The following is a 19,738-nucleotide window of genomic DNA, read 5'->3' as shown; positions in this document are numbered from 1 at the left end:
TATACTTCGGAAGTGTGACGTTGCCTTCCGGGAAAAACATGGATAACGCGCTGGCTGAACAGCAGCTGAAATTAATGCAGGCGATCGCTAACGGCGATCGCCGCGCATTTGAACAACTTTACCGACTTACGTCGCCTCACCTGTTTGCCGTTGCGCTGCGCATGCTGCGCGACCGCGCCTGGGCAGAAGAGATCCTTCACGACTGTTTTGTCACCGTCTGGAGTAAAGCCGAAACCTATAACGCTACCCTGAGCTCCCCGATGACCTGGCTTACGCATATTGTTCGCAACCGCTGTATTGACTGGCTGCGCAGCGGGCAAACCCGGGCTGCAGCCCGTGAAGAGTCGTATTCGGAAGATATTCTGCTGAGCGAAAGCGATGAGCAGAATAACTGGCACGACGATGCACAGGCAGAACGGCTCAGGCATTGTCTCGAACATTTGAGCAGCGAGCAGCGCCAGAGCATTACGCTCGCCTACTATCAGGGAATGTCTCACAGCGACATTGCCGACTGGCTCCAGCAGCCTGTAGGCTCGGTGAAAAGCTGGATACGTCGGGCAATGGATCATCTTCGGGAGTGCGTGGGGCTATGAATGACGCAGAAAAACGCGACGACATGCTGGCAGCAGAGTATGCCCTCGGCACGCTGCGGGGAGGAGCACGGCTTCAGTTCCAGAAAAGGGTCCTCCGTGAACCGGCTCTGGCCGCCCGCGTCGCGTACTGGCAGAAAATGTTCAGCACGCTGGATAGTCATCTTGTGCCCGTCCCTCCACCCGAGACGGTGTGGAAAAGAATCACCCTCGACCTGCCGCCCAAAAAGCCTTTACGCCAAAGTCGGCCTTATGTCGGCTGGATGGTTGCGGCCTCCCTCGCCGCCCTGTCGGTCGTTGCCTGGTATGCCACCCGTACACCGGAACTCGTTCCGCTGATCGTCCTCAACGATGCCCAACAGCACGGGGAATGGGTCGTCAGCGCGGATGCCAGCCGCCAGCACTTGAGCATTGCCCCTCTTCGGCCGACGGCCGTCGCGGCGCAACACAGCCTCCAGCTTTGGCTGATCCCAGGCGGGCAGGCGCCGGTCTCCATGGGGCTGCTGCATAACGACATACCGACACGCGTCACCCTCAGGAACACAACGCTCCCTCCTGACGCCACGATAGCCATAAGCCTTGAACCAGCGGGCGGATCGCCCACTGGACTCCCCACAGGCCCGGTGCTTTACAGTGGCAAATTGTAATTCTCAGGCCCTGTTCGCAGGGCCGCTATCGTGACCCCATTTCATTTATATACTGTTCTCGGTTATCTATAAGAATTAAATATTAAGCCTGTAATTAATTTAATTATTAAAAAACGACATTGACAGACTCTTGCGTACTCCATTAAGTTTTAAACGAACATCATTTTATTTCCGATACACAATATATCAAAAAACCGCATTAATGAATTTCTCATTATTCATTATATGCTTCTCTGCCTTTTATTTTTTGCATCACTCAATAGCGAGATAAGATCATGAATAATAGTGCAAACAAGGTTGTTGTCATTACCGGTGCCAGCAGCGGTATTGGTCAGGCGATTGCCCTCCATTTAGCGAATAACGCGTTTTCGCTGGTGCTGGTGGCGCGCCGTCTGGACAGAATTAATGCCCTGGTGGATCAGATTATTCAGCAAGGCGGCAAGGCGATAGCCGTGAAGGCCGACGTGACCCGTCAGGAGGAGGTTCAGCGCGCCATTGACGCTGCCGTTGCCGCCTACCAGCGCGTGGATGTGCTAATCAACAACGCGGGCTTTATGGCTATCGCCCCCTTGAGCGAGCTGAAAACCGACGAATGGGACAAGATGATTGACACCAATCTGAAAGGGGTGCTGTACGGCATCGCGGCCGCGTGGCCGGTGTTCCAGCGTCAGGGCAGCGGGCATTTTATTAACGTTGCCTCCGTCGCGGGCATCAAGGTGCTGGCACCTGGCGGCGTGGTGTACAGCGCCACAAAATTCGCCGTCCGCGCGCTGAGTGAAGGCTTACGTCAGGAGGCGGGTAAAACTATCCGCACGACGCTTATTTCGCCCGGCGCCGTCGAAAGCGAACTGCAATTCGGCAGCTCTGACGAAGAGAGTAAAAAATTTCTCCATGAGTTTTATAAGCAGGCTATTCCGGCTGACGCAATTGCCCGCGCGGTTTTATTTGCCATAGAACAGCCTGGCGACGTTGATATTAATGAAATTGTTGTGCGTCCAACGCAGGAAGAATTTTAGCCTGCGTTAAATAATGCTGAATGAGGTGTCAGTATGATTAAATCATTAACGTCCTTATCAGATCTCAATATGCGAACGGGTGCCGATATTCTTCTTGAAGTGCTGGAGAGTGAAGGCGTGGAATATATTTTTGGCAACCCCGGTACCACCGAGCTTCCTCTGATTGATGCCCTGCTTCGCCATGAAAATATTCACTATATTCTGGCGCTTCAGGAGAGCACCGTGGTGGCGATTGCCGACGGCTACGCGAAAGCCTCCGGCAAAACGGGCTTTATCAATTTGCATACCGCGAGCGGCTTGGGGCACGGCATGGGGAATCTCATTAATTCGCGGATCATGAAAACCCCGCTGGTGGTGACCGTTGGACAGCAGGATACGCGGCACTACGTCCGCGACCCGCTGCTGTATGACGATATTGTTTCCATTGGCTCCCCGGTCATGAAGTGGGCGCAGGAGGTCACCAGCGCCGACCAGCTCCCGGTGCTGGTGCGCCGCGCGTTTCACGCTGCCAGCTATCCTCCTGGCGGCCCGGTGCTGCTCTCCCTGCCGATGAACGTGATGGAAGAGCTGAGCGATGCCGGGATACAGACGGCGTCGAGAGTGAACTACCACACCGTGGCGGGCTCGCTGGACGAGCTGGCGGAGGCGCTCAGCGAGATCGCGCCGGGCAGGATCATGATTGTGGCGGGCGATGAGGTGCACTCCAGCGGCTCGACGCAGGAGATTGTCGAGCTGGCGGAAGCGCTAAGCGCCCACGTCTACGGCTCCTCCTGGCCGCTGAATTTGCCTTTTCCCACTCAGCACGCGCTCTGGCGGGGCAATATGCCCACCACCGCCAGCGAAATCGCCAGCATCATCAATGCCTACGATGCCGTGTTTATCATCGGCGGCAGAAGCCTGATCACCATTTTGTACAGCGAGGGCGAGGCTATTCCGGCGACCTGCGCGGTGTACCAGCTCTCGGCGGATATGCACGAGCTTGGCCGCACCTATGCCACTCGCCTTTCGGTGATGGGGGATATCAAACTGTCCCTGCACGAACTACTGCCAAAGCTTAAGCAGCGCCTGATCGCCAGCACGCTGGCCCACCAGCGGCTGCTGGTTACGGCCCGCGACGAACGAGAGAAGGAGTGGCAGCAGCAGGAAGAACGTCTGGCCGCCGAGCGGCTACGCCCGGCCCTTTCGCCGATGGTCGCAGCCTGGGAAGTCATCCGATCCATTCCGGCGGGTACCACCATCGTGGATGAGGCGATAGCAACCGCCAGGCATGTCCGCCGGTTCATCTCTGACCAGCAGCACCAGCGCTACTACTTTATGCGCGGCGGCGGACTGGGCTGGGGGATGCCCGCAGCAGTAGGTCACTCGCTGGGGCTGGGCCGCGAGCCGGTAGTGTGTTTAGTTGGAGACGGAGCCTCCCTCTACTCGCCGCAGGCGCTCTGGACGGCGGCACACGAAAATCTGCCGGTCACCTTTATCGTCATGAATAACAGGGGGTACAACATCCTGAAAAACTTTATGAAGAGCCAGGCTGACTACAGCTCAACGCGGCTGGGGCGTTTTATCGGGATGGACCTGGTGAACCCGCATATCGATTTTCAGTCGCTGGCCACCGCCATGGGCGTCCACTGCTGCCGGGTGACCGAGGCTGCGGATATCGCCGAAGCGGTAACGCGCGGCCTGCAGTCAGGAAAAACCAACCTGATTGAAATCGCGATTTCCGCGGATTAACCGCGCGTTTACGCTGTACCCTACATAAAAAACTTATAACCGAAACGCCTCAAGCCGCTTTATCTGCCGCCCTTCCTCGTCAAAATTCTCTGCCGCCAGCCAGGCGCGCAGCTCCGCGTCTCTTTGCGGCCATTCGCCGTCAATAATAGAAAGCATATCGCTGTCGCGGTTGCGCCCCTTACGCACCAGCTTCTGGCGCAGGCGTCCCTCCCAGACAAACCCCAGCCGCTCCGCCGCCCTGCGCGACGCCACGTTCATGGAATCGCACTTCCACTCGAGGCGCCGGTAGCCGTGCTCAAACGCATTTTTCAGCAGCAGCCACACCGTTTCGGTGCCGATGCGGGAACCTTTCATTTTGCGCGACCAGGTGACGTGACCAATTTCCACCGACCCCAGCAGCCGCTCGTTGGCCATATAGCTCACCAGCCCCACCGCCCGTTCGTTGCGTAAGTCAATGACGGCAAACGGCACCAGCTCATCGTCCATGACCTTCGCCATGATCCAGTGCGCGGTGGCTTCCACGCTCGTGGGCTGCGTGCTGGCAAGCCACGTCCAGTCGCTGTCGTCGCCCAGCGCGTAGGCCTCATAGAGATCGGCCGCGTGGCGATCGGCGTCCAGCGGCTCCAGGCGACAATACTGGCCGAACAGCGGCGTGCGGGTCAACGCGCGCGCGCCTTTCCAGTCGGGAACGATATCGTTAACGGTTTGACCATGTTGATTGATTTCGGGCACGGCGATGACTCCCTGAAAGGTAAGGCATTTGTTATAGCAGGTTAAAAAGCAGGCGAAAAGCAGCGTGTTTTAATAGCCCGAGCGCATGCGATATTCCCGGAAGGCATAACTAAAGCTGAATTTCGACTTTGTGGAATGTCACAGTCGCCCTAACGTAGCGGAGCATAAAACAATCACAATATATTCTTCTCAGGGATCGCTATGACAAAAAAACTGTTGCCGTTACTGGTGCTGGCTGCGCTCTCAGGCGCCGCCCACGCCGCTACGCCGCCCAACACGCTGGTGGTTGCCCAGGGGCTTGATGATATCGTGAGCCTCGACCCGGCCGAAGCCAACGAGCTCTCCAGCATCCAGACCGTGCCGAGCCTGTACCAGCGTCTGGTACAGCCGGACCGCGATAATCCGGAAAAAATCACGCCGATTCTGGCAGAAAGCTGGGAAGCGGACGCGGCAGCAAAAACCCTGACCATCAAGCTTAAACCCGATGCGACATTCGCCTCCGGCAACCCGCTGCGCCCGGAAGACGTGATCTTCTCTTATACCCGCGCCGTGACGCTGAACAAATCCCCGGCCTTTATCCTCAACGTGCTGGGCTGGGACGCGAGCAACATCGCCAGCCAGCTGAAAAAGGTGGACGATCATACCCTCCAGCTTCACTGGACGGCGGACGTCAGCCCGTCGGTGGCGCTGAATATTCTCTCCACGCCGATAGCCTCTATCGTCGATGAAAAGCAGGTCGCCGCAAACGTCAAGGATAACGACTTCGGTAACGCGTGGCTGAAAATGCACTCGGCGGGCAGCGGCGCGTTCAAAATGCGCGTCTACCAGCCGCATCAGGCCATCGTGCTGGAAGCTAACGACGCCGCGCCCGGCGGCGCGCCGAAGCTCAAAAGCATCATCATTAAGAACGTCCCCGACCCCGCTTCACGCCGCCTGCTGATCCAGCAGGGGGATGCGGACGTGGCGCGCGATCTGGGTGCAGACCAGATTAGCGCCCTGGACGGCAAGCCGGGCGTGAAGGTGCTGAGCATTCCGTCCGCCGAGCAGAATTACCTGGTGTTTAACACCGGCAACAGCGCCAATCCGCTGCTGAACAACCCGGCGTTCTGGGAAGCGTCGCGCTGGCTGGTCGACTATGACGGCATCACGAAGAACCTGCTGAAAGGCCAGTATTTTGTTCACCAGAGCTTCCTGCCGGTCGGCCTGCCGGGCGCGCTGGAAGACAATCCGTTTAAATTTGATCCGGCAAAAGCGAAGGCAATCCTCGCCAAAGCGGGCATTAAGGACGCGCACTTCACGCTGGACGTGGAGAACAAGCCGCCGTTTATCACCATCGCCCAGTCGATGCAGGCGAGCTTTGCGCAGGGTGGCGTGAAGGTGGATCTGCTGCCTGCCGCCGGGAGCCAGGTCTATGCCCGTGTGCGCGCGAAGCAGCATCAGGCGGCGATCCGTCTGTGGATCCCGGACTACTTCGACGCGCACTCCAACGCCAGCGCCTTCGCGTGGAACGACGGGAAGTCCAGCACCGTGGCCGGACTGAACGGCTGGAAAATCCCGGAGCTGAACAAGGCCACGCTGGCGGCGGTTGCCGAGCCGGATCCGGCGAAGCGTCTGGATCTGTACAAGAAAATGCAGGAACAGCTGCAGCAGAGCTCGCCGTACGTGTTCGTCGATCAGGGCAAAACCCAGATCGTGGTGCGCGATAACGTGAAGGGGTATCAGCAGGGGCTGAACGCGGATATGGTCTGGTACGATCGCGTCACGAAATAGCCCTTGTTGCCGGGTGGCGCTGCGCTGACCCGGCCTGTGTTCTCGGTTTTTGTAGGCCGGGTAAGGCCAAGCCGCACCCGGCATGAAGAGATTTCCCATGCCACATCTTTCCACCCGCGTGCTTCAGAGCCTGCTGACCCTGCTGCTCACGCTCTTCGGGCTGCTGCTCGTCACGTTTGCGCTCTCGGCGTTTTCACCGGTCGATCGCGTGCTGCAGATCGTCGGGGATCACGCCAGCCAGTCGACGTACGATCAGGTTCGCCACCAGCTCGGGCTGGATCGTCCCCTGCCCGTGCAGTTCTGGCACTACCTGCAAAACCTTGCCCACGGGGATTTAGGCACCGCCAGCGCCACCGGGCAGCCGGTGCTGCAGGATCTGCTGCACGCCTTCCCCGCCACGCTGGAGCTGGCAACGCTGGCGCTAATTATCGGCACGATACTCGGCGTGATTGCGGGTGTGCTGTGCGCCCGCTACGCCGGTTCGCCAGTGGACTTAGCGATCAGAACGCTCACCCTGCTCGGCAACTCGGTGCCGATTTTCTGGCTCGGCCTGCTGATGCTGGCTCTGTTCTACGCGAAGCTGCAGTGGAGCGCGGGCCCCGGCAGGCTGGACGACATCTGGCAGTTTACCGTCGAGCCGCGCACCGGCTTTGCGCTGATAGATACCTGGCTTTCCGGCGATCGCGAGGCGTTTCGCAACGCCATCAGCCACCTGGTGCTGCCGGTGGTGCTGCTGGCCTATTACTCGCTGGCGAGCATAACCCGCCTGACCCGCTCCGCCTGCCTCGGCGAAATGAACAAGGAGTACATCCTGCTTGCCCGCGCCAAGGGTGCCGGGGAGATGGCCATTCTGCTGCGCCACGTGCTGCCGAACATTCGCAGCACCCTGCTGACGGTGATCGCCCTGGCCTATACCAGCATGCTGGAAGGTGCGGTATTAACCGAAACCGTCTTCTCGTGGCCGGGCATCGGACGCTATCTCACCACCGCCCTGTTCGCCGGAGACACCACCGCGGTCATGGGCGGCACGCTGCTGATCGGCGTCTGCTTTGTGCTGATCAATAACCTTACCGACCTGCTTGTGCGGGCGACCGATCCCAGGATGCGCTGATGCCGTTTTATCTCTTCTTACGCCGCCTGCGCCGCTCCCCTGCCGCCGTTTGCGGGCTGATTGCCCTGGCGCTGCTGGTGTTTATTGCCCTGTTCGCGCCCTGGCTGGCACCGGTGGATCCGAACTGGCAGGACGCCGCCGCGCGCCTGCAGGCACCGAACGACCAGCACTGGCTGGGCACCGACAGCTACGGGCGCGATCTGCTCTCGCGCCTGATTTACGGCACCCGTCCGGCGCTCGGGCTGGTGGCATTAGTCACCGTTATCACCCTGCCCGCCGGGCTGCTGGTGGGGATCCTGTCCGGCTACTACGGCGGCTGGCTGGAGCGAGTCCTGATGCGCTTTACCGACGTGGTGATGTCGATGCCGCGCCTGATCCTCGCCTTCGCGTTTGTGGCGATGCTCGGCCCGGGGCTGGTCAACGGCGCGCTGGCGCTGGCCTTAACCACCTGGCCCGCCTATGCGCGTCAGGCCCGGAGCGAGATTCAGCGTCTGCGCCACAGCGATTACCTGGCCGCCGCAGAGATGATGGGGATCCGCGGCCCGCGCCTGCTGGTCGGCCATATTCTGCCCCTGTGCCTGCCGTCCGCGATTGTGCGGCTGGCGCTGGATCTGGCGGGGATTATTCTGGCCGCCGCTGGTCTCGGCTTCCTCGGCCTTGGCGCACGGCCGCCCATGGCCGAATGGGGCGCGATGATTGCCGACGGCATGCAGGTCATTTTCGACCAGTGGTGGATTGCCGCTATTCCGGGCGGAGCGATTCTGTTTGCCAGCCTGGCGTTTAACCTGCTGGGCGATGGCCTGCGCGACGTACTGGAGCCACAGCATGACTGAACACCGCGTCATCGTCGATGCGCTGAATATCGACTACCCCGCCGCACGCGTGGTCAACAACCTGAGCTTTACGCTTGGCAACGAGCGGCTGGCGCTGGTGGGGGAATCCGGCTCCGGCAAGTCCATGACCGCCCGCGCCCTGATGGGTCTGGTGCGTAAACCCGGTATCGTAAGCGCCAACCGGCTTAACGTGCTGGGCAACGATCTGCTGACCCTGAACGCCCGCCGCTGGCAGGCGCTGCGCGGCAACGGCATTGCGATGGTCCTGCAGGACCCGCGCTACGCCCTTAACCCCGTCAAAAGCGTCGCCGCCCAGCTTGATGAGGCGCTCACGCTGCATCAGCGTCTGCCGCGTCCGGAGCGTACGGCGCGTATTCACGACATCCTCCGCGCCGTCGGGCTGAGCGAGAACGTGCTGTCACGCTATCCCGGCGAACTTTCCGGAGGCATGGGCCAGCGGGTGATGATTGCGATGGCGCTGCTCAACAACCCGCAGGTGCTGATTGCCGACGAACCGACCTCCGCGCTGGACGCCCGCCTGCGCAACCAGATCCTCGAGCTGCTCGTGCAGCAGTGCGAAGAACGCCAGATGGCGATGCTGCTCATCAGCCACGATCTGCCGCTGGTGGCGGAGCACTGCGACCGTGTGCTGGTAATGTATCAGGGTGAAAAGGTCGATGAGATGGCGGCAAGCCGGCTCCCGCAGGCGACGCATCCGTACACGCGCACCCTGTGGACCTGTCGTCCAGACGCCTATACCTATGGGCAGATGCTGCCGACGCTCGACCGTTCGCAGCCGTGGAAGGAGGCCAGCGATGGCGATCGTTGAGGTTAACCAGGTGCAGGTCACCTTCGGGGAAAAAACGGCGGTTTCGGCCGCCAGCTTTAGCATTGAGAAAGGCGAGACGTTCAGCCTGATCGGTGAATCCGGCTGCGGGAAATCGACTATTCTGCGCGTGCTGGCGGGGCTGCAGCGCGAGTGGCGCGGCAGTATTGCGCTACTGGGAGAAGCGTTAACGCCAGGGCGACGCTTTGAAGGCGAGCTTCGCCGCAACGTGCAGATGGTGTTTCAGGATCCGTGGGCGTCGCTGCACCCGAATCACACCATAGCGCGCACGCTGTCGGAGCCGTTAAGCATCCACGGCGAGACGCAGATCGCGGAAAAGGTGGCCAATGCGCTGCATGAGGTGGGGCTTTCCGCCGACGCGGGCAGGCGCTACCCGCACCAGCTTTCCGGCGGCCAGCGTCAGCGCGTTGCCATTGCCCGCGCGCTGCTGCTGCGCCCGCAGCTACTGCTGCTGGACGAGCCGACCTCGGCGCTGGATATGTCGGTGCAGGCGGAAATCCTGAACCTGCTTAATCGCCTGAAGGCCGAGCATGAGATGACCTATCTGCTGGTGAGCCACGACGCGGACGTGATTGCCCATATGTCCGACCGGGCGGCATTGATGGCGCACGGGAAGATCCAGAAGGTGTTTGACCGTGAGGCGATGTTACGGGGCGAGCACAGGATGGGTTAAGTGCGTGCGGCGGTGCCCGGTGGCGCTGCGCTTACCGGGCCTACGTTTCGTGCCGCGTTGATGGTTTTTCGTAGGCCGGGTAAGGCGTGCCGCCACCCGGCAAACAATTACTTCAGCAGCTTCACCGTGGCATCGATGTCGATCTCATCTTCGGTGAAGATCAGCGTCGTATTCTGGAAGGTGGTGATCGCCAGCTTCTTCACCGTGCGCATTTCGCCCGGCTTTTTATCGGATTTCGGCTTGATGCTGTTCATCAGGAGGCCCACCGACAGCACCGCGTTCTCTTTGTCGATTTTGGTATCAACGGGCTCTTCTTCGTTGAACACCACGAAGGATTTGATCGAGGTGAGCTTTACGCGCTCGCCTGCGATATAGAGATGTTTGCTTTCGGGGATCACCTTCACCGCGTAGGCGGAAAGGCCTTTGTTGTTGGTGGTAGGCTCGAAGGTCACCGCGGCATCTTTCTTAATCAGATCGGGGTTCGCGACCTTAATCACATGAAAATAGCGGTTGTCGCCGTTTTCATCTTTGATAAATCCAAAGCCTTTATCTTTAAACCACGTTGTGATTGTACCGTTCATCGCTGTTACCGCCTGTCAGATCGTAATGACTAAAGTTTTGCAGCGCGCAGTGTAATGCACAATGACGGAGGAGACAAAAAAAAGCCCCTGCACGGGGGCAGGGGAAAACTCATGTCAGAGCTTATTAGAATTTAGTTGAACACCATCCCACCATCGATGAGCAGAGACTGGCCTGTCATGTAGTCAGAGTCCGGTCCTGCCAGGTATGAGACGCAGGCGGCGACATCTTCCGGCTCGGACAGGCGGCCAAGCGTAATGCGTTTGGCAAAAGTCTCGGTTCCGTAGCCGAGCGGTTTACCCGCCGCCTCAGAGAACTGACGGTCGATCTCCGCCCACATCGGCGTTTTCACGATGCCCGGGCAGTAGGCGTTAACGGTGATCCCCAGCGGAGCAAGATCCCGCGCGGCGGTCTGAGTTAGGCCGCGCACCGCGAATTTACTGGAACTGTAGACGGCCAGCTCCGGGTTACCGGTGTGGCCCGCCTGGGAGCAGGCGTTGATGATTTTCCCGCCGTGCCCTTCTTTACGAAACGCGTCAATCGCGGCCTGGATCCCCCAGATCACCCCTTTCACGTTGATGTTGTAGACCTTATCGACAATCTCCGGCGTGATGGATTCGATTGGCGTGGATGGCGCGACCCCGGCGTTATTGACGATCACGTGGAAACCGCCCAGCGCGGTGCGGGCTTTCTCCACCGCCGCAAATACCTGCTCGCGGTCAGAAACGTCTACCTTCACGGCGACGGCGTTACCGCCGTTACGGATAATTTCATCGGCCACGGCTCTGGCCGTTTCCGCGTTATAGTCGGCGATGGCGACGGCAAAGCCATCCTTCACCAGGCGAAGCGCAATCGCTTTACCAATCCCCTGGCCTGAGCCTGTTACGAGAGCAACTTTTTGCATTTCTCTGTCCTTATGTTGAGTCACAAAATCTGGCTGAGATGGAGCTGGCCCATCAGCAGCGGGTTATCGCTGTAGTCGACGGGAATGGCCACCACGGCCGGGCCATCCACATCCATCGCCGCGCGCAGCGTGGGTTCGAGCGCGTCGGCGCTCTCCACGGCAAAGCCTTTCGCGCCAAAGGCGTCGGCATAGACTTTGAAATCGACCGGGCCGAACTCGACGCCGGAAAGACGCTGGTATTTTTTCTCTTCCTGAATGGCAACCATGTTGTAGCCGTTATCTACCCAGATGATGTGCAGCACGTTAGCGTTGAGGCGCACCGCGGTTTCCAGTTCCATGCTCGACTGCAGGAAGCCGCCGTCACCGGAGACCGACACCACCTTGCGGCCCGGGTTGACCAGCCACGCGCCAATGGCCCACGGCAGCGCGACGCCCATGGTCTGCTGGCCGTTGGAGATCATCACCTGACGCGCCCGGAAGCTGTAGAGGTAGCGGGCGATCCAGATGTGGAAACTGCCCATATCCACGGTGAGCGTCACGTCGTTATTGACGATGTCCTGCATGGCCCGCACGATGCGCAGCGGATGCAGGGCGAACTGATTAAGCGAGGCGCCGCGACGATCGAGCAGATCGCGCTGATGCTGGCGATCGACCAGAATTTCGGAGGCCCGCTGGCTCAGCTCCAGCTTGTGGTCGATCCGGTTAGCGAGCAGGTTCAGCGTTTCGGCGATGTCCCCCACCAGCTCCAGATCCGGCACGTAGTTACGTTCTTCATAGGCAGGCAGCACGTCGATGTGCACCAGCGTGGCGTCGCCGCTGTTCCACATGGACGGCTCGTACTCCACCGGGCTGTAGCCGATGCAGATAATCAGGTCCGCCAGATGGAGCAGCCTGTCGCCCGCCTGGTTATTAAACAGACCGACGCGTCCGGCGAAGCGGGTGAAGTGTTCCTGGTTCACCGCCCCGGCGGCCTGATAGGTGCTGGTGACCGGAATACGGCTTTTCTCCAGCAGCTTGCGCAGCGCCGCGCTGTTGGCGGGCTGGCTCGCCATCAGCCCCAGCAGGATGACCGGGTTTTTGGCCTTTTCGATAAGCTTCGCCACATCGTTGATAGCGGATTCTGGTGCGGGGCCCATCAGCGCGGGACCGCTGGCGGGTAAAATCGCCCCCGTGGCGGGCTGGTCAACAATGTCCTGCGGCAGGCTGACGAACGCGCCCCCCGGCCTGCCGTGCTCGGCGGCGCGAAACGCATTCGATACCACCTCAGCAATCGCGTCCGGCGCACTCACCTCCACGGCGTATTTGGTGACCGGGCTGAACATGGCGACGGTGTCCATGCTCTGGTGCACCAGCTTCGCTTTATCCGCCCGCTTCACCGCCCCGCCCAGCGCCACCACCGGGTCGCCTTCGCTGTTGGCGGTGGCAATGCCGGTGATCAGATTCGAGCAGCCCGGCCCGGAAGTGACCAGCGCCACCCCGGCCTTGCCGGTCAACCGCCCTACCGCCGCCGCCATAAACGCCGCGTTCGCCTCGTGACGCACCGGGATGATCTCAATGGAGGAGTCCAGCAGAGAGTCAAAGACCTTGTCGATTTTCGCCCCCGGGATCCCGAACACCTGCTTCACGCCCTGCGCTTCCAGCTGGCCGACAACCAAATCGGCGCCGTGCGCCCACTGACGTGACTGTTTCTCACTGTTCACGGTAGTTCTCCTGTTAGTTTTCGACGGCACGGATAGCCGCATCCAGATTGCTGGGGTGAAGGTTGGCCTGTAAAAAGGCGCTGTCGGCGGGCAGGTCAATCATCAGCTTGTGAATTTCACCGAAGGTGAGCACGCCGCTCTCCAGCTGGTAGTCAAGCAGATGGCCCCCGCCCTGACGGTCGTCGGTGATGAAGTGTTCGTGGTAACCCGCCACGTTGATCCCCTGCATGTGCTGCGGCGTGCGGAACCCGACCAGCACCCCTTCGCGCTGGTTAAAGCGGAACACAGGCTGGTCGTCCAGCACGTCGGTCATCGCGCGGTACGGCGGCGTCTGGCGCGGTACGGTGCGGGTGTGGGCATGGCGGAAGTTGCCGTCAATGCGCAGCGCGCAGAACAGGTTATCGGAGGGGATCTGCTGGTCGATGACGTCGTGGATCTGCTGACGGCTGACCGGCGCGTCGAAGGTTTTACGGTACTGCGGCTGGAACCAGGTCATCACCGCGAACGGCGTTTTCTGCTCCGGCTTCGCGGCCCGGGCGCTGCCGTCGGCGCGCAGCTGGTACACCTGGCTGCTGAAGGCAATCATTTCGCCGTCCAGCTCGTTGAAGGTGCCCAGACCAAAATCACCGTGTGCCAGCAGATCGGCGATGGTGGTCTCTCCTTCATACACGCCGCTTAGCAGGGCGCTCATTAGCGATGTCTGATAGATCACGCTGTCAGGATGCTGGGCGGAGAACCCGCGCAGGGTCTCGCACAAGCTGGCTTCACAGTCGCAGGCAGATGAATGCACCATCATGCTCGTCCTCTTCAACTTTATTTAGAAAGGTTAAATAAATGTTGACCCGATTCAGCAGAGAGTTCCAATATAGAAACCATGCTGGTTTGAGACGTTTTAGATATGGAACTTCGTTATCTGCGGTATTTTGTCGCGGTTGCACGCGAGCGACACTTCACCAGGGCGGCCGAAGCGCTGGGTATTTCGCAGCCTCCTCTGAGTCAGCAGATCAAACGGCTCGAAGAGGAAGTGGGCACGCCGCTGTTCAGACGCCTGACGCGGGGCGTGGAGCTGACCGAAGCGGGAGAAGCCTTCTACGAGGACGCCTGCAAGATCCTGGCGCTGAGCGACGCCGCGCTGGAGAAAGCCCGCGGCATCGCGCGCGGGCTGAACGGTAACCTGTCGATTGGCATCACCAGCTCCGATGCTTTTCATCCCAAAATTTTCGCGCTGATTCGCCAGTTTCAGGTGCAGAACATGGCGGTGCAGGTTCACCAGGTGGAAGCCAATATGTCGTCGCTGACGACGATGCTGGCGGAGGGTGAACTGGATATCGCCTTCGTGCGCCTGCCGTGCGAGAGCAGCAAGGCGTTCGAGTTAACCATCCTCGATCGGGAGCCGATGGTGGTGGCGCTGCATCGCGACCATCCGCTGGCGGCGTGCGATTCGCTGGCGTTAGAGCAGCTTCGGGATACGCCGGTGGTGTTGTTCCCGCAGGAGGTCGCGCCCGGCCTGTACGACCGGGTTCACGGCTGCTGCGAGCGGGCCGGGATCGACGTGCAGCACGCGCTGCAGTCGTCACAGCTTTCATCCTCCCTGAGCATGGTTTCCGCCGGCGGTGGGTTTGCGCTGGTGCCGAAATACATGGCGGCCATTTCTCCGCCGAATGTCACCTACCACGCGCTGAGCTCGCCGGAGCTTTACACCGATATCGCGCTCTGCTGGCGGCGCTTTGAACGCTCGCGGACGGTGAAGCGGTTTCTGGCGATGATTAGCGAGGGGTAGCGGCCGGTTTGGTTGGTGGTTTTTGTAGGCCGGGTAAGGCGTAGCCGCCACCCGGCAATGCCCTTCTGGAAGCCGCCTCGCAAACCTGCAAGCAACCTTATGTAATTCAGGGTTATCCCCTTTCCATCCTTTTTTCACCGCCGTAAAGTGCCTGCGTTGCGGCCCATCCGTAACCGGGCGTAGGAACCCGTTAGCATAACGTGACATTTTTACTTAAAGAGGATGCTAAATGGCTACTGTCCCTGAGTTTTCTTATGCGCTCTCTGAAGAAAGCGCTGTTCACCACCTCATCGATCTTCAACTTTGCGATTCTGCAGATCTCTTCGAACTGGCTGACACCTGCGCCGCCAGTGTGAGCGTGCTGGTTGAAACTGACGATCCCGTGACGTTTTCCATACTTTGCGAGCGCTTGCTGGCACTGCTTAAACGCCTGCGTGAATGTTGCGATACAGAACTTCCCCCGCATCTGGTTGAACGGCTCATCGCAGGAGAAAAGATCGTTTCCTGCGTGCCAGACTGCTGGCAGGAGACGGCGTGCCAGACTGCTGGCAGGAGACGGCGTTGCAGGTGGATTATGCCGTGGCGTTGACGCTGGCAATCATGGGTGGAACGTTGCCTGCGCGCGTGGCGAAAGAACTCACCGGGTTGCTGCACGATATGGTCTGGCTGCTGGCGGAGTTTGTGAAGGAGCCGTATATCGCGGCGCACTGAGACGGGTGATGGAAGGCCGGAATTCTGCTGCTGCGGATGGGGGAGCATTTCGGCCAGATACCCCTCTCTTTTCCTGGTAATTGCTTGCGGAACGCCATCTGATACTCTGGCTGCACTCAAGGGATGACAAGGAAGAGAAATGCTGAATCCTGGATTCGTAACCCGCAAAGCGCTTGCTCAGTGGCAGGATGTCCCCGCTTTTTTACCTCAGTTCCAGTTTCATGAAAAACACCAAACGGTCATTCATACTGCGCACCCTGAACAGATTCTGCCGTTGATTGCCAACTTTGACGTCCGGCAAGATGCTGTGATTCGTCGGCTGATGGCTTTGCGGCAATTACCGCAAAAACTTCTGCGCGATCAGCAGGCTGACTCAATCAGCAACTTTGGCCTGCACAGTTTTACCCTTTTGAAAAACTCAGCATCTGAGCTCTGCTATGGCTTGCGAGGACAGTTCTGGCGTTCAGATTTTGGTCTGGAAAAAGTACCGGATGTCAGTGCTTTTCAGACGTCAGTGATGCCGGGCAGCGCGACATTGTTGCTACGCTATCAGGTAACGGAATTGGCGCCAGGCCAGCATGAACTCAGTACAGAAACGTTCGTCTATTGCCCGGACAGAAGCACCCGGCTCAGAATGGCGGCTTACTGGCTGATAATCCGGGCGGGCAGCGGCTGGATCCGCAGGAGAACGCTGAAAGCGGTTAGGTTGAATATCGAGAAGCTGGACTGAAGTGCAACAGATAACCTTATGGCGTTCAGCGTTAGCACTTCGCTTTAAATATCCGTTTCCGGACGAGAACTGCCGGGAAGAAATGTTTGAGGAGCGGTTATTAGCAAAAAGCGGTACCGATCAACCGCCTTTAAAATGAATACCTGCGCGGCGGATATTCACCCTTAACACAAATTTACGCGAAAAATTACCTGTACAGTACACTTATTTATCGGTCAGTTGTGTTTGTAATAGACTTCGTTTAATCTATTGTTAATTATAAAATTTACCAAAGGTCCATATATGGAATGGGGATGCATAAAGTGTGGGGTCGAAATACCTCAGGACAGAGAGTTTTGCGACAGTTGCGAAGATAAAAACTTCAGGAAAATTGGAGGCTTTCTTTTTCTCCCTCTCATAGGATTAGTGGTCACTGCTGCTTCCTATCTTTTTGCAATGACAGATGCATTTAAATTTACGATAGAAAACTATTCGCATTTGAATGCAAATGCAAAAATCTTCTTCATGCTTTCCCTGGTTATTTATATTGGCGAATTTCTTTTTACAGTCACTGTTTTTTCATTTTTCCTAAGAAAGAAGAAATCGCTACCAAAGCTTTATATTTTGTTTTTAATATCAATCGTGACGACAATGTCATTTAATACCTACTTGCTTTACATATTAATTCCTGGCGCTGAAATTGGATATAATGAACTTGTACCTGTTTTTAGAAACGTGATAACAGCTTTGATTTGGATTCCTTATTTCATAACATCTGTTCGCGTAAAAAGAACGTTTATCAGATAAAAGCACGTGTGGCTTCATCATTTGATGCCTGTGCATGCAGAGCTCTATTGTTCAACGTCCCGACATCAAAACTGAGCGGAGGCTATCACCCTCCGCTCATGATAGGGAAAGGGCAGAAAAGCGGGCAAGGTCCGCTTTTAGCAAAGAAAGGACATACCTCAATAACTGAAACTATTTCCCTCCAGGCAAACTGCATGGGGAAGCTTATCACTCTGGTAAATAAATATCAGTGTTTTTAATGCTTTCATACCACTCCATAGCTTTTGCATAATCTTGCGGCACTCCTTTCCCGTAGTAATAAAGATTTCCAATATTTTTTTTAGCATTGGCATTACCGTTACTGGCCGCTTTAAGATACCACTTCATAGCCTGAGCATAATCTTGCGGTATACCCTCTGCTTTTTCATACATGACGCCAATGTTATTTTGAGCTTCAGCATGGTTTTGTTGTGCGGCTTTTAAATACCACTGCATCGCTTTTGAATAATCTTTTTTAACCCCTTGCCCAGAAACATAACAAAATGCCACATTATTTTGGGCTTGAGCATAATTTCGAAGAGCTGATTTCATATAAAATTCAAAAGCTTTATGGTAATCCACCTCAACACCTAGCCCTTTCGCGTACATAACTCCCATTTTATTTTGCAGTTCAGGGCTTATATCACTTTGGTTACTTTTCTCGACAGCGCAAGAAGTTAACACCAGAGTAATAAAAAGCATGCGAATTATTTTTCCCATTTCTGGTTCCGTTTAGGTTTAAATCAACTTACTCATTCAATAAAAATCATTTATATAAAAATTAGCTTATTCTCTAAACATTTATCACGTTGATTAATCAAGGAGGAAGCAAATCGTCGCTCTGCATGTTGGTTAATTGATGTTGTAAATCCAGGCAAAGTGCCCAGTGCTTTTCAACAGGTATCGTAACTCGCGAACGCTTTTCTACAGACAACTGCTGTTCAGTCCAGAGAAAAGGATAGAAAGAATAAACGAGATTACAATTCATTAAAGCCATCTCTTCGCGCCAACCCGTCCAGCGTACATTTTTATAGAATAAATCCAAATCTCCGCAAAGTGCCCAATGCAGAAAACCTGAATAGTGGGTATCGAGGCTCTCCCATTCAAGAGTATCCGGAGCAAGGTAATATATCCCACCGAGATCTTTACCTAATTCTCCCCCGTTAAGTGCAAAAAAACCTCCAGATGCATCATCAGCAATTAATAATGCCTGAAATGTCTGACCAGCAGTTACCAATTGCGTCCATGAAGCCAGACTTCTTGACAGTCTGGTGTGACCAGAGCCTAAAATTCGCAACCAACCATTATCAATGAGTATTCCTCCCGTTTCATATGAAATTGCCCCAAGCGGAGAGAAAGTAGTTATCTGAAGCTGATGTAAATCAGCGCGAGCTTGCGCAAGGTTACAAGGTAAGACTTCATAGCTATTGCTTGCTTCTTGCAGCCATTGTTTCACTGAATGCCAGCCAGATCTCTTTTTATCAATTAATTCAGCTAGTTCCCTCATCCTTTTCCCTCATTCAAACTACGCTAGTTTACATTATTTATCGGACGCTAAACCGATAACATGAGCATGAAATCAGAGAATTTGGTCGGCAACGGCCGTTATGTTTGAAGAGCGGACACGATCACCAACTTCAGCTATTATTGTTTACGAAGTTTTATTTGAGGCGCTCTTTCCCCTTCAGGTAGAAGCTCGCAAGAAACATCAGTTTTTTTCTTATCGCATCATGCCTGATTGGACAGCAATTTCGATTAAAGGAGGAATCAATGTCACATTCATCATCAAAAAGAAAAGTCTTAGACATAGAAGCTCCTCTTGCGCATAGAGCATCACACGCACGGAGTTGCGCAAACCACGTAGCGAATAGATTGGGAATCACCCGCAGCGAGCTACTGATGAAGGTTGAGAGTGATACAGGCGCAAGTCTGATATCGCCACTCACAGAAGATGAGTTAATGAATGCGTTTTATTATATGGAAAACCTTTAAGAGCGACAGCTATGAGCGAAAAACGGTCCTTTAATCCATTCTGTATCAGATGCAGGACTAACACTAGCATGTGATAATCAACCGGGGATAGGTCATCGCATCCGGTCAGGTAGTGGCGATGTGATTCTACGTTGTGAGAAATGAAAAAAGATATTTGGTGTAAAAAAATGACGAAAATGGACGATGACTTTTTACAATATGATCTGGACTGGTTTTTATCCAGCCAGGAAGGGTACTTAGCGCATTTTGCAACAGCAGGTCAGGGGCCGATTCCTGAAAGGATCAAGTCATCTGTCGAGGACTATAATTTTATTTTTGATTATATTTACTCGCTGGAACCCTTGTCAGAGGTGTATGTGATAGAAGGCAATTTGCCTGCATTTTCAAATGACAATCAACGTTCTTCCTATCTGCGCTCATTTGTTGAGATGTCAAGTAAAGGATTGTTCAGCTACGACTATGAACAAGGTGGATATGGTGATGCTGCCAACTTACTGATTTAGTGTATGATGGTGTTTTTGAGGTGCTCCAGTGGCTTCTGTTTCTATCAGCTGTCCCTCCTGTTCAGCTACTGACGGGGTGGTGCGTAAC

21 protein-coding genes and 1 pseudogene are annotated in these 19,738 nt (G+C 56.3%); 15 read left to right on the top strand and 7 right to left on the bottom strand.

Annotated elements, in window-relative coordinates; all coding sequences use genetic code 11:
* Positions 1-38: 38 nt before the first annotated feature.
* The 4 genes from FHC48_RS03380 (at position 39) to FHC48_RS03365 (ending at position 3,981) form a co-directional block, all read left to right on the top strand.
* Positions 39-593 (top strand): RNA polymerase sigma factor, encoded by a 555-nt coding sequence (locus tag FHC48_RS03380; protein ID WP_032674326.1) that lies wholly within the window; start codon positions 39-41, stop codon positions 591-593.
* A complete protein-coding gene (locus tag FHC48_RS03375) occupies positions 590-1,237 on the top strand; it encodes an anti-sigma factor domain-containing protein (protein ID WP_059363376.1) in 648 nt (215 codons plus the stop codon). Before FHC48_RS03380 ends, FHC48_RS03375 begins: the two co-directional genes overlap by 4 nt.
* Positions 1,238-1,512: 275 nt before the next feature.
* Positions 1,513-2,253 carry an SDR family oxidoreductase gene (locus tag FHC48_RS03370; RefSeq protein WP_021242632.1) on the top strand — a complete coding sequence of 247 codons (741 nt, stop codon included), beginning with the start codon at positions 1,513-1,515 and terminating at the stop codon, positions 2,251-2,253.
* A gap of 33 nt (positions 2,254-2,286) precedes the next feature.
* A complete protein-coding gene (locus tag FHC48_RS03365) occupies positions 2,287-3,981 on the top strand; it encodes a thiamine pyrophosphate-binding protein (protein WP_059363375.1) in 1,695 nt (564 codons plus the stop codon).
* Positions 3,982-4,014: 33 nt separating this feature from the next.
* Here the strand turns inward: FHC48_RS03365 and FHC48_RS03360 are convergent, their stop codons facing one another.
* Positions 4,015-4,713 carry a GNAT family N-acetyltransferase gene (locus FHC48_RS03360; protein ID WP_025912677.1) on the bottom strand — a complete coding sequence of 233 codons (699 nt, stop codon included), beginning with the start codon at positions 4,711-4,713 and terminating at the stop codon, positions 4,015-4,017.
* Between the two features lie 201 nt (positions 4,714-4,914).
* Between FHC48_RS03360 and FHC48_RS03355 the strand changes: the two genes are divergently transcribed.
* The 5 genes from FHC48_RS03355 (at position 4,915) to FHC48_RS03335 (ending at position 9,947) form a co-directional block, all read left to right on the top strand.
* Positions 4,915-6,483 carry an ABC transporter substrate-binding protein gene (locus tag FHC48_RS03355; protein WP_059363374.1) on the top strand — a complete coding sequence of 523 codons (1,569 nt, stop codon included), beginning with the start codon at positions 4,915-4,917 and terminating at the stop codon, positions 6,481-6,483.
* A 97-nt stretch (positions 6,484-6,580) separates the two neighbouring features.
* Positions 6,581-7,594, top strand: a complete 1,014-nt coding sequence (locus tag FHC48_RS03350; protein ID WP_059363373.1) for an ABC transporter permease — start codon at positions 6,581-6,583, stop codon at positions 7,592-7,594.
* Positions 7,594-8,427, top strand: a complete 834-nt coding sequence (locus tag FHC48_RS03345; protein WP_059363371.1) for an ABC transporter permease — start codon at positions 7,594-7,596, stop codon at positions 8,425-8,427. The genes FHC48_RS03350 and FHC48_RS03345 overlap by 1 nt, the downstream gene beginning before the upstream one ends.
* Positions 8,420-9,256: an ABC transporter ATP-binding protein gene (locus FHC48_RS03340; RefSeq protein ID WP_059363369.1), complete on the top strand. Its 837-nt coding sequence runs from the start codon at positions 8,420-8,422 to the stop codon at positions 9,254-9,256. Before FHC48_RS03345 ends, FHC48_RS03340 begins: the two co-directional genes overlap by 8 nt.
* Entirely contained in the window at positions 9,243-9,947 is a 705-nt protein-coding gene (locus FHC48_RS03335; protein ID WP_059363368.1) for an ABC transporter ATP-binding protein, read from the top strand. Before FHC48_RS03340 ends, FHC48_RS03335 begins: the two co-directional genes overlap by 14 nt.
* A 107-nt stretch (positions 9,948-10,054) precedes the next feature.
* Here FHC48_RS03335 and FHC48_RS03330 read toward each other — a convergent pair whose 3' ends face one another.
* The 4 genes from FHC48_RS03330 to budA all read right to left on the bottom strand — a co-directional run bounded on the left by FHC48_RS03330 (position 10,055) and on the right by budA (position 13,923).
* The gene (locus tag FHC48_RS03330) at positions 10,055-10,528 is read right to left on the bottom strand and encodes a cold-shock protein (protein WP_032674316.1); all 474 of its coding nucleotides are present in this window, start codon (positions 10,526-10,528) and stop codon (positions 10,055-10,057) included.
* 131 nt (positions 10,529-10,659) lie between these two features.
* Positions 10,660-11,430 (bottom strand): (S)-acetoin forming diacetyl reductase, encoded by a 771-nt coding sequence (locus FHC48_RS03325; protein ID WP_059363366.1) that lies wholly within the window; start codon positions 11,428-11,430, stop codon positions 10,660-10,662.
* 20 nt (positions 11,431-11,450) lie between these two features.
* Positions 11,451-13,172, bottom strand: a complete 1,722-nt coding sequence (gene alsS / locus FHC48_RS03320; protein ID WP_259281127.1) for an acetolactate synthase AlsS — start codon at positions 13,170-13,172, stop codon at positions 11,451-11,453.
* The gene (budA, locus tag FHC48_RS03315) at positions 13,144-13,923 is read right to left on the bottom strand and encodes an acetolactate decarboxylase (RefSeq protein WP_031275271.1); all 780 of its coding nucleotides are present in this window, start codon (positions 13,921-13,923) and stop codon (positions 13,144-13,146) included. The genes alsS and budA overlap by 29 nt, the downstream gene beginning before the upstream one ends.
* A 105-nt stretch (positions 13,924-14,028) precedes the next feature.
* On the opposite strand from budA, the gene FHC48_RS03310 reads away from it, so the two are divergent.
* The 4 genes and pseudogenes from FHC48_RS03310 (at position 14,029) to FHC48_RS03295 (ending at position 17,137) form a co-directional block, all read left to right on the top strand.
* Positions 14,029-14,910, top strand: coding sequence for a LysR family transcriptional regulator (locus tag FHC48_RS03310; RefSeq protein ID WP_059363364.1), 882 nt, complete (start codon positions 14,029-14,031; stop codon positions 14,908-14,910).
* Between the two features lie 229 nt (positions 14,911-15,139).
* Positions 15,140-15,621 (top strand): annotated as a pseudogene (locus FHC48_RS03305) (hypothetical protein).
* Between the two features lie 139 nt (positions 15,622-15,760).
* Positions 15,761-16,351, top strand: a complete 591-nt coding sequence (locus FHC48_RS03300) for a hypothetical protein (protein ID WP_059363361.1) — start codon at positions 15,761-15,763, stop codon at positions 16,349-16,351.
* A gap of 282 nt (positions 16,352-16,633) precedes the next feature.
* A complete protein-coding gene (locus tag FHC48_RS03295; protein WP_032656092.1) occupies positions 16,634-17,137 on the top strand; it encodes a DUF2569 domain-containing protein in 504 nt (167 codons plus the stop codon).
* A 207-nt stretch (positions 17,138-17,344) separates the two neighbouring features.
* On the opposite strand, the gene FHC48_RS03290 is transcribed toward FHC48_RS03295, so the two are convergent.
* Together FHC48_RS03290 and FHC48_RS03285 are read right to left on the bottom strand one after the other, a co-directional pair.
* Positions 17,345-17,875, bottom strand: coding sequence for a tetratricopeptide repeat protein (locus FHC48_RS03290; protein WP_023326850.1), 531 nt, complete (start codon positions 17,873-17,875; stop codon positions 17,345-17,347).
* A 97-nt stretch (positions 17,876-17,972) separates the two neighbouring features.
* Complete coding sequence (locus FHC48_RS03285) at positions 17,973-18,662, bottom strand: DUF2625 domain-containing protein (protein WP_072253846.1); 690 nt, start codon at positions 18,660-18,662, stop codon at positions 17,973-17,975.
* A gap of 625 nt (positions 18,663-19,287) precedes the next feature.
* Here FHC48_RS03285 and FHC48_RS03280 point away from each other — a divergent pair.
* Together FHC48_RS03280 and FHC48_RS23665 are read left to right on the top strand one after the other, a co-directional pair.
* Positions 19,288-19,650, top strand: coding sequence for a hypothetical protein (locus FHC48_RS03280; RefSeq protein WP_220420507.1), 363 nt, complete (start codon positions 19,288-19,290; stop codon positions 19,648-19,650).
* Between the two features lie 28 nt (positions 19,651-19,678).
* A partial coding sequence (locus FHC48_RS23665; protein WP_001623223.1) for an IS1 family transposase occupies positions 19,679-19,738 on the top strand: 60 nt, incomplete at its 3' end.

Source organism: Enterobacter sp. EC_50 (assembly GCF_019584525.1).
Taxonomy (GTDB): Bacteria; Pseudomonadota; Gammaproteobacteria; order Enterobacterales; family Enterobacteriaceae; genus Enterobacter; species Enterobacter roggenkampii.
This window is presented reverse-complemented; position numbering and strand designations above follow the sequence as displayed.

What these genes read in the sequence shown, in the direction of transcription:
- FHC48_RS03380 (WP_032674326.1), top strand. Translation starts at nt 39, where the DNA reads ATGGATAACGCGCTGGCTGAACAGCAGCTGAAATTAATGCAGGCGATC.
- FHC48_RS03375 (WP_059363376.1), top strand. Translation starts at nt 590, where the DNA reads ATGAATGACGCAGAAAAACGCGACGACATGCTGGCAGCAGAGTATGCC.
- FHC48_RS03370 (WP_021242632.1), top strand. Translation starts at nt 1,513, where the DNA reads ATGAATAATAGTGCAAACAAGGTTGTTGTCATTACCGGTGCCAGCAGC.
- FHC48_RS03365 (WP_059363375.1), top strand. Translation starts at nt 2,287, where the DNA reads ATGATTAAATCATTAACGTCCTTATCAGATCTCAATATGCGAACGGGT.
- FHC48_RS03355 (WP_059363374.1), top strand. Translation starts at nt 4,915, where the DNA reads ATGACAAAAAAACTGTTGCCGTTACTGGTGCTGGCTGCGCTCTCAGGC.
- FHC48_RS03350 (WP_059363373.1), top strand. Translation starts at nt 6,581, where the DNA reads ATGCCACATCTTTCCACCCGCGTGCTTCAGAGCCTGCTGACCCTGCTG.
- FHC48_RS03345 (WP_059363371.1), top strand. Translation starts at nt 7,594, where the DNA reads ATGCCGTTTTATCTCTTCTTACGCCGCCTGCGCCGCTCCCCTGCCGCC.
- FHC48_RS03340 (WP_059363369.1), top strand. Translation starts at nt 8,420, where the DNA reads ATGACTGAACACCGCGTCATCGTCGATGCGCTGAATATCGACTACCCC.
- FHC48_RS03335 (WP_059363368.1), top strand. Translation starts at nt 9,243, where the DNA reads ATGGCGATCGTTGAGGTTAACCAGGTGCAGGTCACCTTCGGGGAAAAA.
- FHC48_RS03330 (WP_032674316.1), bottom strand. Translation starts at nt 10,528, where the DNA reads ATGAACGGTACAATCACAACGTGGTTTAAAGATAAAGGCTTTGGATTT.
- FHC48_RS03325 (WP_059363366.1), bottom strand. Translation starts at nt 11,430, where the DNA reads ATGCAAAAAGTTGCTCTCGTAACAGGCTCAGGCCAGGGGATTGGTAAA.
- alsS (WP_259281127.1), bottom strand. Translation starts at nt 13,172, where the DNA reads ATGCGGCTATCCGTGCCGTCGAAAACTAACAGGAGAACTACCGTGAAC.
- budA (WP_031275271.1), bottom strand. Translation starts at nt 13,923, where the DNA reads ATGGTGCATTCATCTGCCTGCGACTGTGAAGCCAGCTTGTGCGAGACC.
- FHC48_RS03310 (WP_059363364.1), top strand. Translation starts at nt 14,029, where the DNA reads ATGGAACTTCGTTATCTGCGGTATTTTGTCGCGGTTGCACGCGAGCGA.
- FHC48_RS03300 (WP_059363361.1), top strand. Translation starts at nt 15,761, where the DNA reads ATGCTGAATCCTGGATTCGTAACCCGCAAAGCGCTTGCTCAGTGGCAG.
- FHC48_RS03295 (WP_032656092.1), top strand. Translation starts at nt 16,634, where the DNA reads ATGGAATGGGGATGCATAAAGTGTGGGGTCGAAATACCTCAGGACAGA.
- FHC48_RS03290 (WP_023326850.1), bottom strand. Translation starts at nt 17,875, where the DNA reads ATGGGAAAAATAATTCGCATGCTTTTTATTACTCTGGTGTTAACTTCT.
- FHC48_RS03285 (WP_072253846.1), bottom strand. Translation starts at nt 18,662, where the DNA reads ATGAGGGAACTAGCTGAATTAATTGATAAAAAGAGATCTGGCTGGCAT.
- FHC48_RS03280 (WP_220420507.1), top strand. Translation starts at nt 19,288, where the DNA reads ATGAAAAAAGATATTTGGTGTAAAAAAATGACGAAAATGGACGATGAC.